This is a genomic window from Burkholderia sp. Ed8, assembly GCF_040761425.1.
Lineage (GTDB): Bacteria > Pseudomonadota > Gammaproteobacteria > Burkholderiales > Burkholderiaceae > Burkholderia > Burkholderia seminalis.
The window spans coordinates 611,064-624,796 of sequence record NZ_CP142886.1 but is presented as its reverse complement, the minus strand read 5'-3'; the positions used below and the strand labels follow the sequence as shown (position 1 = coordinate 624,796).

General features: G+C 66.7%; 12 protein-coding genes. 11 read left to right on the top strand and 1 reads right to left on the bottom strand.

The window, feature by feature from the left end:
* Positions 1-94 precede the first annotated feature (94 nt).
* From VXM69_RS16815 to VXM69_RS16770, 10 genes are all read left to right on the top strand, one after another.
* Positions 95-442 carry an FmdB family zinc ribbon protein gene (locus tag VXM69_RS16815; protein ID WP_034189001.1) on the top strand — a complete coding sequence of 116 codons (348 nt, stop codon included), beginning with the start codon at positions 95-97 and terminating at the stop codon, positions 440-442.
* A 61-nt stretch (positions 443-503) separates the two neighbouring features.
* Positions 504-1,154 (top strand): DUF502 domain-containing protein, encoded by a 651-nt coding sequence (locus VXM69_RS16810; RefSeq protein WP_034189002.1) that lies wholly within the window; start codon positions 504-506, stop codon positions 1,152-1,154.
* A 67-nt stretch (positions 1,155-1,221) separates the two neighbouring features.
* Complete coding sequence (gene aspS / locus VXM69_RS16805) at positions 1,222-3,024, top strand: aspartate--tRNA ligase (protein WP_034189003.1); 1,803 nt, start codon at positions 1,222-1,224, stop codon at positions 3,022-3,024.
* Positions 3,025-3,183: 159 nt separating this feature from the next.
* Positions 3,184-3,678 (top strand): dihydroneopterin triphosphate diphosphatase, encoded by a 495-nt coding sequence (gene nudB / locus VXM69_RS16800; RefSeq protein WP_049028255.1) that lies wholly within the window; start codon positions 3,184-3,186, stop codon positions 3,676-3,678.
* On the top strand, positions 3,675-4,949 hold the full coding sequence (gene clsB / locus VXM69_RS16795) for a cardiolipin synthase ClsB (RefSeq protein ID WP_034189005.1): 1,275 nt from the start codon (positions 3,675-3,677) through the stop codon (positions 4,947-4,949). The genes nudB and clsB overlap by 4 nt, the downstream gene beginning before the upstream one ends.
* A gap of 200 nt (positions 4,950-5,149) precedes the next feature.
* Positions 5,150-5,749 (top strand): TetR/AcrR family transcriptional regulator, encoded by a 600-nt coding sequence (locus VXM69_RS16790; RefSeq protein WP_006751498.1) that lies wholly within the window; start codon positions 5,150-5,152, stop codon positions 5,747-5,749.
* 58 nt (positions 5,750-5,807) lie between these two features.
* Positions 5,808-7,595 (top strand): acyl-CoA dehydrogenase C-terminal domain-containing protein, encoded by a 1,788-nt coding sequence (locus VXM69_RS16785; protein ID WP_034189006.1) that lies wholly within the window; start codon positions 5,808-5,810, stop codon positions 7,593-7,595.
* 113 nt (positions 7,596-7,708) lie between these two features.
* Entirely contained in the window at positions 7,709-10,144 is a 2,436-nt protein-coding gene (locus VXM69_RS16780; protein WP_069706266.1) for a 3-hydroxyacyl-CoA dehydrogenase/enoyl-CoA hydratase family protein, read from the top strand.
* Between the two features lie 22 nt (positions 10,145-10,166).
* Positions 10,167-11,366, top strand: coding sequence for an acetyl-CoA C-acyltransferase (locus VXM69_RS16775; protein ID WP_301742342.1), 1,200 nt, complete (start codon positions 10,167-10,169; stop codon positions 11,364-11,366).
* A gap of 91 nt (positions 11,367-11,457) precedes the next feature.
* On the top strand, positions 11,458-12,225 hold the full coding sequence (locus VXM69_RS16770) for an enoyl-CoA hydratase (protein ID WP_034189009.1): 768 nt from the start codon (positions 11,458-11,460) through the stop codon (positions 12,223-12,225).
* Between the two features lie 51 nt (positions 12,226-12,276).
* Here the strand turns inward: VXM69_RS16770 and fdhD are convergent, their stop codons facing one another.
* The gene (gene fdhD / locus VXM69_RS16765; protein ID WP_059560508.1) at positions 12,277-13,131 is read right to left on the bottom strand and encodes a formate dehydrogenase accessory sulfurtransferase FdhD; all 855 of its coding nucleotides are present in this window, start codon (positions 13,129-13,131) and stop codon (positions 12,277-12,279) included.
* A gap of 114 nt (positions 13,132-13,245) precedes the next feature.
* Here fdhD and VXM69_RS16760 point away from each other — a divergent pair, with 114 nt between their 5' ends.
* Positions 13,246-13,728, top strand: coding sequence for a nitrate reductase associated protein (locus VXM69_RS16760; RefSeq protein ID WP_367189930.1), 483 nt, complete (start codon positions 13,246-13,248; stop codon positions 13,726-13,728).
* Positions 13,729-13,733: the final 5 nt, after the last annotated feature.

Genomic DNA, 13,733 nt, shown 5'->3' with positions numbered 1-13,733 from the left:
GCGCGGGCGTCGCTGCGATTGCCGGAGCGCGCCGGGGTTTCAGCTATAATTCAAGGTTTTGCAAGCCGTTTCCAGTTTCTGCGGGAAAAATATCATGCCGATCTACGCCTATCGATGCGAAGCGTGCGGTTTCGCGAAGGACGTGCTCCAGAAGATGAGCGACGCGCCGCTGTCGCAATGCCCTGAATGCGGGAAGGATGCTTTTCGCAAGCAGGTGACCGCCGCCGGGTTCCAGCTGAAGGGCTCGGGGTGGTATGTCACCGATTTCCGCGGCGGCTCGGGCGGCACCAGCGCACCGGCGACGGCGTCGGGCGACGCGGCGCCGGCAGCACCGGCGGAAGCCGCGCCGGCCGCCGCCGCACCGGCTGCGGCAAGCCCTTCCGCCAGTACGACGACGAGCGCGGCGCCGGCACCGGCTGCAGCGCCCGCCGCCAGCAGTTGACCGTCGCGGCCCGGCCGGGTCGCGACCAACCCGCGCCGCTGGCGCGGTTCATTGACGGCAGATGATGAAAAAGACGACCCTGAAAACGGTGTTTCTGACCGGCCTGCTGGTCCTCGTCCCGCTCGCGATCACGCTGTGGGTGCTCGGCCTCATCATCGGCACGATGGACCAGACGCTGCTCCTGCTGCCCGAATCGTGGCAGCCCGAGCGGATGCTCGGCTTCCATCTGCCGGGAATCGGCGCGGTGCTGACGATCGCGTTCATCTTCGTCGTCGGGCTGGCCACGCAGAATTTCATCGGCCAGAAGCTCGTCACGTGGTGGAATGCGGTCGTGCGTCACATCCCGGTCGTCGGGCCGATCTACACGAGCGTCAAGCAGGTGTCGGACACGCTGCTGTCGAGCAGCGGCAACGCGTTCCGCAAGGCGCTGCTGATCGAATACCCGCGCCGCGGCTCGTATACGATCGCGTTTCTGACCGGTACACCCGGCGGCGACGTGGTCAACCATCTGACGGAAGAGTACGTGAGCGTGTACGTGCCCACGACGCCGAACCCGACGTCGGGCTTCTTCCTGATGCTGCCGAAGAGCGAAGTCGTCGAACTCGACATGTCGGTCGATGCCGCGCTCAAGTACATCGTCTCGATGGGCGTCGTGGCGCCTCCGGCGCCGGTACCGGCGCCCGCCCGCCGCCCCGTCGAGCCGCCGCTGTAAGTAAAGAATCATCGCCCGGGCCGCGCGTTGCGGCGCCCGTTGATCAAACCGAACGAAAGCAAACATCATGTCGATGCGTACTGAATACTGCGGTCTCGTGACCGAACACCTGCTGGGCCAAACCGTGTCGCTGTGCGGCTGGGTGCAGCGCCGCCGCGATCACGGCGGTGTGATCTTCATCGACCTGCGCGATCGTGAAGGCCTCGTGCAGGTGGTGTGCGACCCGGATCGCGCCGAGATGTTCGCGACCGCCGAAGGCGTGCGCAACGAGTTCTGCGTGCAGATCAAGGGCCTCGTGCGCAATCGTCCGGAAGGCACGGTCAACGCCGGCCTGAAGAGCGGCAAGATCGAAGTGCTGTGCCACGAACTGAACGTGCTGAACGCGTCGGTCACGCCGCCGTTCCAGCTCGACGACGACAACCTGTCGGAAACGACCCGCCTCACGCACCGCGTGCTCGACCTGCGCCGTCCGCAGATGCAGCACAACCTGCGCCTGCGCTACCGCGTCGCGATCGAGGCGCGCAAGTACCTCGACGAGCAGGGCTTCATCGACATCGAAACGCCGATGCTGACGAAGAGCACGCCGGAAGGCGCACGCGACTACCTCGTGCCGTCGCGCGTGAACGCGGGCCAGTTCTTCGCGCTGCCGCAGTCGCCGCAGCTGTTCAAGCAGCTGCTGATGGTCGCGAACTTCGACCGTTACTACCAGATCACCAAGTGCTTCCGCGACGAAGACCTCCGCGCCGACCGTCAGCCGGAATTCACGCAGATCGACTGCGAAACGTCGTTCCTCGGCGAGCAGGAAATCCGCGACCTGTTCGAAGACATGATCCGTCATATCTTCAAGACGACGATCGACGTCGAGCTCGACGCGAAATTCCCGGTGATGCCGTATTCGGAAGCGATGGCGCGTTTCGGTTCGGACAAGCCGGACCTGCGCGTGCAGCTCGAGTTCACCGAGCTGACCGACGCGATGAAGGACGTCGATTTCAAGGTGTTCAGCACGCCGGCCAACGCGAAGGACGGCCGTGTCGCGGCGCTGCGCGTGCCGAAGGGCGGCGAGCTGTCGCGCGGCGACATCGATGGCTACACGGAATTCGTGCGCATCTACGGCGCGAAGGGCCTCGCCTGGATCAAGGTCAACGAGAAGGCGAAGGGCCGCGACGGCCTGCAAAGCCCGATCGTCAAGAACCTGCATGACGCATCAATCGCGGCGATCCTCGAGCGCACCGGCGCTGAAGACGGCGACATCATCTTCTTCGCGGCCGACCGCGCGAAGGTCGTCAACGACAGCCTCGGCGCGCTGCGCCTGAAGATCGGCCACTCGGAGTTCGGCAAGGCGAACGGCCTCGTCCAGGCCGGCTGGAAGCCGCTGTGGGTCGTCGACTTCCCGATGTTCGAATACGACGACGAAGACGCCCGCTACGTCGCCGCGCACCACCCGTTCACCAGCCCGAAGGACGAGCATCTCGAGTACCTCGAGACCGACCCGGGCCGCTGCCTCGCGAAGGCGTACGACATGGTGCTGAACGGCTGGGAAATCGGCGGCGGCTCGGTGCGTATCTACCAGGAGGAAGTGCAGAGCAAGGTGTTCCGCGCGCTGAAGATCGGCGCGGAAGAAGCGCAACTGAAGTTCGGCTTCCTGCTCGACGCGCTGCAGTACGGCGCGCCGCCGCACGGCGGTATCGCGTTCGGTCTCGACCGCATCGTCACGATGATGGCCGGCGCCGATTCGATCCGCGACGTGATCGCGTTCCCGAAGACGCAGCGTGCGCAGGATCTGCTCACGCAAGCGCCGAGCCCGGTCGACGAGCGTCAGCTGCGCGAACTGCATATCCGCCTGCGCCAGCCGGAGCAGCCGAAGGCATAACGCGTTCGGCACCCGGTCGCGTGTGCGGTCATGCACACACGACGCAGATGAAAAAGGCGCAGCGATGCGCCTTTTTCGTTTTTTGCGGTACAGTCGCAGCACTTGCCGTACGTTCGGAGCACATGGCCGTCGCACGGCCCCGTGCCGCATGAAACAACGATGACGAAGCCGCCGAAAATCCCCGAATCCGTTCTTGTCGTGATCTACACGCCCGACCTCGATGTGCTCGTGATCAAGCGTGCCGACCAGCCCGATTTCTGGCAATCGGTCACCGGCTCGAAGGACGCACTCGACGAACCGCTCGCGGTGACGGCCGCGCGCGAAGTGGCCGAGGAAACCGGCATCGCCGTCGGCACGCCCGACGTGCCGGCCGCCGCGCTCGTCGACTGGCGTCACCGGATCGAATACGCGATCTATCCGCAATACCTGCACCGCTATGCACCGGGCGTCACGCGCAACGTCGAGCACTGGTTCGGCCTGTGCGTGCCGGGGCGCGTCGACGTCACGCTGTCGCCGCGCGAGCATGTCGACCATGCGTGGTTGCCGTTCCGCGAGGCGGCCGCGCGCTGTTTCTCGCCGTCGAACGCCGAGGCGATCCTGCAGCTGCCCGCGCGCGTGGCCCTGTCGCGCGCGCCGCACGGCTCGTCCGCATGACGGCGGAGGCCCGCAAGCGCTTCGCGCAATTGCGGCAGATGTTCCTGCAGGAACGCGGCTCCGCATCGCGGCTCGCGTTCACGACCGGCAATACCGTGCGGCTGTGCGAAACCGGCGGCGAATTCTTCCACGCGCTGATCGAGCGGATCGATGCGGCGCGCGAGCAGGTGATGCTCGAAACCTACATCTTCTGCGACGACGCGGCCGGCCGGCCGGTGTCGGACGCGCTGATCCGCGCGGCGCAGCGCGGCGTACGTGTGCGCGTGATCACCGACGGCGTCGGCACCGCGCGCCTGCCGCTGTTCGATACGTGGGCCGAGGCCGGTGTCGAGCACTGCATCTACAACCGCTTCCTGTTCGGCCGTTTCGGCTTCTCGCGCACGCACCGCAAGCTCGCGGTGATCGATCATGCGGCCGCGTTCTGCGGCGGCATCAACATCGTCGACGACTACACGCAGGGCAGCGCGACGCTGCCGTTTCCGCGCTGGGATTTCGCGGTCGAGATGGCCGGGCCGGCGGTGTCCGACGTGCGCGCCGCGTTCGAGCTGCAGTGGCACCGGATCCAGTTCGGCCACAAGCCGTATGCGCAGTACGCGGCCGGCCTGCACGGCGGCGAGGCGTTTCCCGACATGTTCCGGCGCTGGATGCGCAGCCACCGGTGGATCAAGGCCGGCGCGCTCAGGGTCGTGACGGAGCCGAGCGTCGCGTTCGTCGCGCGCGACAACGTCGTGAACCGCCGCGCGATCGAAAAGGCGTATCTCGCGGCGATCGGCCAGGCGCGCCAGCGGATCCTGCTCGCGAATCCGTACTTCATGCCGGGCCGCAAGCTGCGCCGCGCGCTGACGGGCGCGGCGCGGCGTGGCGTCGACGTGCGGATCCTGATCGGCCGCAAGGAGTTCGCGGCGCTCGACACGGCCGTGCCGTTCCTCTATCACGCGCTGCTGCGCGCGGGCGTGCGGGTGGCCGAATACGACAAGACGATGCTGCACGGCAAGGTCGCCGTGATCGACGACAACTGGGCGACGGTCGGCTCGTCGAACCTGGACGCGCTGAGCCTGATGCTGAACAATGAAGCGAACGTCGTGCTGGTGCGCTACGATGCAGTCACGAACGAATTGCGCGACGCGATCGCCGCCGCGTTCGCCGATGGCCGGGAAATCGACGCCGCGCGTTTCGCGGCGCGCCCGCGCCTCGAGCGTCTGCTGAACTGGCTCGCGTACACCGCGTATCGTCTCGTGATGAAGGCGCTGACGGTCGGCGGTTACGACTGACGCAGACTAAGCATTCGCTTCAAAATATCTGTCCGCACGTTCGTGCGGAAAAGCCGCTCCGGTCCCGCCGGAATCGCGCAAAATAGCGGCTCGGTTAGACACCGGTTTCTAATAATTTCCTTGTTTCGCGAGCGGCCGCACTCAATAATAGTACGGCCGTTCGATTTTATTCGAACCCCCGAACGGTTACAGAAATAGCTATGCGAAAAGGCGAACAGACGCGTGCCGCGATACTTGAAGCTGCTTTGGACCTCGCCAGCCGTGACGGGCTGGAGGGGCTGACGATCGGCCTGCTGGCCGAGCGCATGCAGATGAGCAAGAGCGGTGTGTTCGCGCACTTCGGATCGCGCGAGGACCTGCAGGTCGAGGTCGTCCGCGAGTATCACCATCGTTTCGAAAACGAGGTGTTCTTTCCGAGCCTGCGCGAGCCGCGAGGCTTGCCGCGCCTTCGGGCGATGCTGGCCCGCTGGACGGAGAAGCGCATCCAGGAGGTGACGACGGGATGCATCTACATCAGCGGTGCCGTCGAGTACGACGACCGGCCTGACAGCCCCGTGCGCGAGCAGTTGATCGCGAGCGTGACGGCCTGGCGTGCCGCGATGCTGCGTGCCATTTCGCAGGCGAAGGAAGAAGGCCATCTGCGTGCGGATACCGATCCGGACCTGATGCTCTTCGAGTTGTACAGCTTCACGCTCGGCCTGCATCACGACGCGCGCTTCCTGCATTCGCCGGACGCCGTGCGCCTCACGTGGGCCGCGCTGGAAAAGACGATTGTTTCGTATCAGAGCGAGAGCCGTTAGCGGCGCGTGACCCGCCCGCCAGGAGCTCGAGCCGTTTTGCCCACCTTTGGAGAGAGTCATGGGACAGTACGCCGCGCCGCTGCGCGACATGCAATTCGTGTTGCACGAGCTTCTGAACGTCGAAGCCGAAGTCAAGCAAATGCCCAAGCATGCGGACCTCGACGCCGACACGATCAACCAGGTCCTCGAGGAAGCGGGCAAGTTCTGCTCCGAGGTACTGTTCCCGCTGAACCAGGTCGGCGACCGCGAAGGCTGCACGTATGAAGGCGACGGCGTCGTGAAGACGCCGACCGGCTTCAAGGAGGCCTACCAGCAATACGTCGAGGCCGGCTGGCCGGCGCTCGGCTGCGATCCGGACTACGGCGGCCAGGGCCTGCCCGCGTTCGTGAACAACGCGCTCTACGAAATGCTGAACTCGGCGAACCAGGCATGGACGATGTATCCGGGCCTGTCGCACGGCGCGTACGAATGCCTGCACGCGCACGGCGCGCCGGAACTCCAGAAGCAATACCTGCCGAAGCTCGTGTCGGGCGAATGGACGGGCACGATGTGCCTGACCGAGCCGCACTGCGGCACCGACCTCGGCATCCTGCGCACCAAGGCCGAACCGAACGGCGACGGCTCGTACTCGATCAGCGGCACGAAGATCTTCATCTCGAGCGGCGAGCACGACATGTCGAAGAACATCGTCCACCTCGTGCTCGCGCGCCTGCCGGACGCGCCGCAAGGCACGAAGGGGATCTCGCTGTTCATCGTGCCGAAGTTCATCCCCGACGCGGCGGGCGAGCCGGGCGAGCGCAACGGCATCAAGTGCGGCTCGATCGAGCACAAGATGGGCATCCACGGCAACTCGACGTGCGTGATGAACCTCGACGGCGCGAAGGGCTGGATGGTCGGCGAGCCGAACAAGGGCTTGAACGCGATGTTCGTGATGATGAATGCCGCGCGCCTCGGCGTCGGCATGCAGGGCCTCGGCCTCACGGAAGTCGCGTACCAGAACTCGCTCACGTACGCGAAGGAACGCCTGCAGATGCGTTCGCTGACGGGTCCGAAGGCACCGGACAAGCCGGCCGACCCGATCATCGTGCACCCGGACGTGCGCCGCATGCTGCTCACGCAGAAAGCCTACGCGGAAGGCGCGCGCGCGTTCACGTACTGGTCCGCGCTGCAGATCGACAAGGAACTGTCGCACGCCGACGAAGCGGTGCGCAAGGAAGCGGCCGACCTCGTCGCGCTGCTCACGCCGATCATCAAGGCGTTCCTGACCGACAACGCGTTCGAGTCGACCAACCACGCGATGCAGATCTACGGCGGCCACGGCTTCATCTCCGAGTGGGGCATGGAGCAGTACGTGCGCGACGCGCGGATCAACATGATCTACGAAGGCACGAACTCGATCCAGTCGCTCGACCTGCTGGGCCGCAAGGTGCTCGGCGACATGGGCGCGAAGCTGAAGAAGTTCGGCAAGCTCGTGACGGAATTCGCGGAAGCCGAAGGCGTGAAGCCGGAAATGGCCGAGTTCATCAACCCGCTCGCCGACATCGGCGACAAGGTGCAGAAGCTGACGATGGAAATCGGCATGAAGGCGATGCAGAACCCCGACGAAGTCGGTGCCGCCGCCGTGCCGTACCTGCGTACCGTCGGCCACCTGGTGTTCTCGTACTTCTGGGCGCGCATGGCACGCCTCGCGCTCGACAACGAAGCGTCGGGCGACCCGTTCTACAAGTCGAAGCTCGCGACGGCCCGCTTCTACTTCGCGCGCCTGCTGCCCGAGACGGCGTCGACGATCCGCGCGGCGCGCGCCGGCTCGAAGACGCTGATGGAAGTCGACGAATCGCTGTTCTGACGCGAGTCCGGGCGGGGCGCGCCGCGCGCCGCCCGAACGCAACGGTTCCTGGTACTCACTTCGCCGTGCAGCCCTCACATCCCGCGCTGCACGACACTATCCGGAGACATCCCGTGAGCAATTTCCTGATTCGCAAGGTCGCCGTGCTGGGCGCCGGCGTGATGGGCGCGCAGATCGCCGCGCACCTCGTCAACGCGCGCGTGCCGGTGCTGCTGTTCGACCTGCCGGCCAAGGAAGGCCCGAAAAACGCGATCGCGCTGAAGGCGATCGAGAACCTGAAGAAGCTGTCGCCCGCGCCGTTCGGCGTGAAGGACGACGCGAAATACCTCGAAGCGGCGAACTACGAGGACGACATCGCGAAGCTGGCCGAATGCGACGTCGTGATCGAGGCGATCGCCGAGCGGATGGACTGGAAGCACGACCTGTACAAGAAGGTCGCGCCGCACATCGCGCCGAACGCGATCTTCGCGACCAACACGTCGGGCCTGTCGATCACGAAGCTGTCCGAAGGGTTCTCGGACGAGCTGAAGTCGCGCTTCTGCGGCGTGCACTTCTTCAACCCGCCGCGCTACATGCACCTCGTCGAACTGATCCCGACCGCGCACACGCGCCCGGAGATCCTCGACCAGCTCGAGACGTTCCTGACGAGCGTCGTCGGCAAGGGCGTCGTGCGCGCGAAGGACACGCCGAACTTCATCGCGAACCGCGTCGGCATCTTCTCGATCCTCGCGGTGATCACCGAGGCCGCGAAGTTCGGCCTGCGCTTCGACGAAGTCGACGACCTGACGGGCAGCCGCCTCGGCCGCGCGAAGTCGGCGACGTTCCGCACCGCGGACGTGGTCGGCCTCGACACGATGGCGCACGTGATCAAGACGATGCAGGACAACCTCGCCGACGATCCGTTCTTCCCGGTCTACCAGACGCCCGCCGTGCTCGCCGAACTGGTGAAGCAGGGCGCGCTCGGCCAGAAGACGGGCGGCGGCTTCTACAAGAAGGAAGGCAAGGCGATCAAGGTGCTCGACGCGAAGACCGGCACCTACGTCGACTCGGGTGCGAAGGCGGACGAAACCGTCGGCCGCATCCTGAAGCGTCCGCCGGCGGAACGCCTGAAGCTGCTGCGCGAAACGGATCATCCGCATGCGCAGTTCCTGTGGTCGATCTTCCGCGACGTGTTCCACTACATCGGCGTGCATCTCGAATCGATCGCCGACAACGCGCGCGACGTCGACCTCGCGATCCGATGGGGCTTCGGCTGGAACGAAGGCCCGTTCGAAGGCTGGCAGGCCGCCGGCTGGAAGCAGGTCGCCGAGTGGGTGCAGGAAGACATCGCGGCCGGCAAGGCGCTGGCAAACGTGCCGCTGCCGTCGTGGGTGCTCGAAGGCCCGGTCGCCGAGAAGGGCGGCGTGCACACGGCCGAAGGCTCGTGGGCGCCCGCCGCGAAGCGCTTCGTGCCGCGTTCTGACCTCGCGGTCTACGACAAGCAGGTGTTCCGCGCGCCGCTCATCGGCGAAGCCGGCGCCGATCCGAAGACCTACGGCAAGACCCTGTTCGAGACCGATGCCGTGCGCGCATGGGTCGACGACCGTGCGGGTGAGGACGACGTCGTGATCGTGTCGTTCAAGTCGAAGATGAACACGATCGGACCGAGCGTGATCGACGGCCTCGTGCAGGCGATCGAGCTCGCGGAGAAGGACTACAAGGGCGTGGTGATCTGGCAGCCGACGTCGCTGAAGCTCGGCACGCCGGGCGGCCCGTTCTCGGCCGGCGCGAACCTCGAGGAGGCGATGCCGGCGTTCATGATGGGCGGCGCGAAGGGTATCGAGCCGTTCGTGAAGAAGTTCCAGGAAGGCATGCTGCGCGTGAAGTACGCGAACGTGCCGGTCGTCGCGGCCGTATCGGGCATCGCGCTCGGTGGCGGGTGCGAGCTGATGCTGCACAGCGCGAAGCGCGTCGTGCACGTCGAGAGCTACATCGGTCTCGTCGAAGTGGGCGTCGGCCTGGTGCCGGCGGGCGGCGGCCTGAAGGAAGCGGCGCTGCGCGCGGCGGATGCCGCGACGGCCGCCAACGCGACCACCGACATCCTGAAGTTCGTCACGAAGTCGTTCGAGAACGCGGCGATGGCGAAGGTCTCGGCGTCCGCGCACGACGCACGCGCGATGGGCTACGTGAAGCCGTCCGACACGATCGTCTTCAACGTGTTCGAACTGCTCGACACCGCGAAGAAGGAAGCGCGCGCGCTGGCCGCCACCGGCTACCGCGCACCGCTGCGCGCGAAGGACGTGCCGGTGGCGGGCCGCTCGGCGATCGCGACGATCAAGGCATCGCTCGTCAACATGCGTGACGGCCGCTTCATCAGCGACCACGACTACCTGATCGCGAGCCGCATCGCCGAAGCCGTGTGCGGCGGCGACGTCGAAGCCGGCAGCCTCGTCGACGAGCAGTGGCTGCTCGCGCTGGAGCGCCGCGCGTTCGTCGAGCTGCTCGGCACGCAGAAGACGCAGGAACGGATCATGGGCATGTTGCAGACCGGCAAGCCGGTGCGTAACTGAGCGAGCAGACAAGGAGTCTGAAATGAGCAAACAACTGCAAGACGCATACATCGTCGCCGCCAGCCGCACCCCGATCGGCAAGGCTCCGCGCGGTGTCTTCAAGAACACGCGCCCCGACGAGCTGCTGGTTCACGCGATCAGGTCGGCGGTCGCGCAGGTGCCGGGCCTCGACACGAAGGTGATCGAGGACGCGATCATCGGCTGCGCGATTCCCGAAGCCGAGCAGGGCCTGAACGTCGCGCGCATGGGCGCGCTGCTCGCGGGCCTGCCGCAGACGGTCGGCGGCGTGACGGTCAACCGCTTCTGCGCGTCGGGCATCACCGCGCTCGCGATGGCGGCCGACCGCATCCGCGTCGGCGAATCGGACGCGCTGCTCGCGGGCGGCTGCGAATCGATGAGCATGGTGCCGATGATGGGCAACAAGCCGTCGATGTCGCCGCACATCTTCGATCGCAGCGAAGACTTCGGCATCGCGTACGGGATGGGCCTGACGGCCGAGCGCGTCGCCGAGCAGTGGAAGGTGAGCCGCGACGACCAGGACGCGTTCTCGGTCGAGTCGCACCGCAAGGCACTGGCCGCGCAGCAGGCCGGCGAGTTCAACGACGAGATCGCCGCGTACACGATCAGCGAGCGTTTCCCGAACCTCGCGACCGGCGAAGTCGACGTGAAGACGCGCGAGGTCAAGCTCGACGAAGGTCCGCGCGCGGACACGTCGCTCGAAGGCCTCGCGAAGCTGCGCACGGTGTTCGCGAACAAGGGCTCGGTCACGGCCGGCAACAGCTCGCAGACGTCGGACGGCGCGGGCGCGCTGCTCGTCGTGTCGGAGAAGGTGCTGAAGGAATTCAACCTGACGCCGCTCGCGCGCTTCGTGAGCTTCGCGGTGCGCGGCGTGCCGCCGGAAATCATGGGGATCGGCCCGAAGGAAGCGATTCCGGCCGCGCTGAAGGCCGCCGGCCTGAAGCAGGACGATCTCGACTGGATCGAGCTGAACGAGGCATTCGCCGCGCAGTCGCTGGCGGTGATGCGCGATCTCGGTCTCGACCCGTCGAAGGTCAACCCGATGGGCGGCGCGATCGCGCTCGGCCACCCGCTCGGCGCGACCGGCGCAATCCGCGCGGCGACCGTCGTGCACGGCCTGCGCCGCCGCAACCTGAAGTACGGGATGGTCACGATGTGCGTCGGCACCGGCATGGGTGCGGCGGGCATCATCGAACGCCTGTAAGCGGGACGCGACGAAAGGCGACGACGGTGCGCGGGCCACGAGCTCGCGCACCGTTTTTTCATTCCGATAGAGGAAAGTCAAGGAGACGGTTGTGGCCGAAATTCAAGTGGAACGCGCCGAAGGCGTGATGACGATCACGATCGCGCGCCCGGCGAAGAAGAACGCGCTGACGGCGGCGATGTACCAGACGATGGCCGATGCGCTCGCCGACGCGCAGGAAGACAAGGCGATCCGCGTGATCCTGCTGCGCGGCAGCGACGGCAATTTCAGCGCGGGGAACGATCTCGAGGATTTCCTGAAGTCGCCGCCGAAGGACGACACCGCGTCGGTGTTCCAGTTTCTCGCGCGGATCAGCAGCGCGAGCAAGCCGATCGTGGCCGCGGTGCCGGGCCTCGCGATCGGCGTCGGCGTGACGATGCTGCTGCACTGCGATCTGGTCTACGCGGCCGACACCGCGACGTTCTCGCTGCCGTTCGCGCAGCTCGGGCTGTGCCCGGAAGCCGCGTCGAGCGTGCTGCTGCCGCGCCTGGCCGGCCATCAGATCGCCGCCGAGAAGCTGCTGCTCGGCGAGGCGTTCGACGCGCTGGAAGCGCACCGGATCGGCATCGTCAACCGCGTGCTGCCGGCGGCCGAGCTCGACGCGTTCGCGGCGAAGCAGGCGGCCAAGCTCGCGGCGCTGCCGGCGTCGTCGCTGCGGGTGACGAAGGCGCTGCTGAAGGAGACGGGCGGCGTGGCGACGTCGGCGCGGATGGCCGAGGAAGCGGGCCACTTCGCCGCGATGCTGCGCGCGCCGGAAGCGCGCGAGGCGATGACGGCATTCTTCGAGAAGCGCAAGCCGGATTTTCGTCAGTTCGACTGACGGAGCAGGCCGTGCCGGCGGCGGATCGCCGGCCCGCGCCCGCGCTTGCGGTCACGCCGTGCCGTAGTCGACGTAGCCGGTTTCGCGGCAGAAACTGACGAGCCGCAGGCCGGCCGCCTTCGCGATCTCGATCGCGAGCGACGACGGCGCGGAGATCGTCGCGACCAGCGGGATGCCTACTCGCGCGGCCTTGCGCACCAGCTCGTAGCTCGCGCGGCTCGACAGGAAGACGAAACCGTCGGTGGCGTCGGCGCGCGACAGCACGAGCGAGCCGATCAGCTTGTCGAGCGCGTTGTGGCGGCCGACATCCTCGAATGCCATCCGGATCGCGCCTGTTGCATCGCACCACGCGGCCGCGTGCAGGCCGCCGGTCAGTTTCGTGAGCGCCTGGTGCGACGGCAGCCCGTGCGCCGCGCGCGCGAGCGCGTCGGGCGCGAGGCGTGCCAGAAAGCCGGTGTCGGGCACGCGCTCCGGCGCGAGGTCGAGCAGGTCGATGCTTTCGATCCCGCATACGCCGCAGCCGGTGCGCCCGGCGAGCGCGCGGCGCCGGTCCTTCAGCGCGGCGAATGCCTGCTGGACGACCTCCAGATGCACTTCCGCATGCGGCAGCGGTGCATCGGCGTGCAGGATCACCTCGATGTCCTTGATGTCGCTGCCGCGCGCGACGATCCCTTCCGAGATCGCGAAGCCGACCGCGAACGCCTCGAGGTCGCACGGCGTACACATCATCACCGCGTGCGAAATACCGTTGAACACGAGCGCGACCGGCCATTCCTGGCCCACGTGGTCGTGCGCGGTTTCCACGGTGCCGCCGCGCGTGCGGCGCACGGGCAGTTCGATCGCGCCGCGCGGTTCGTCGCGCAGCGCGTCGCGCGGTTGATCGATCTTGGTCGGATTCACGAGCACTCCCGTTGATTCGAGGCACGGCCGGCGACAATCGTGCCGCCGCCCGCGCGCAGAGGTTCTAAAATACCCCAGGCAGGCCGGCCGCGCCGGCATCCGCCACGTCAGGTAACGACCATGGGACTCAGCGACGCTCCGTTGCTCTTCAACTTCGAACACGATTCGTCGGAAAACTTCACGTACATCCCGATGATCGTGCGTTTCAATCTCGACCGCTTCGGTCTGCGGATTTCGCTCGAACAGTGGCAATTGTTGCCGCTCGAGGACCGCAAGCTGCTCGTGCGCTTCCCGGCCGACGACGACACCGCGATCGAGCCCAACTTCGATCATGCGCTGTTCGAAATGCTGCGCACGCATGCGGATCTGGAACCGTCATGGTTCCAGCCGGACGAGCAGCCGGCCTGGCGCACCGTCGACGCGGTGCCGGAATCGCTCGTGCAGCAGAGCGCGCTGGCCGGGCTGACCGCGCCCGCGCTCGCGCAGTGGCAGCGGCTCGCGCCGTTCCAGCGCTACGTGCTGGTGAAGCTGTCGCGCAAGCCGAAGCTGAATCACGATTTCCTGCCCGCGATGCGGGAGTTCGGGCTGACGGCCACGCACTGACGCGG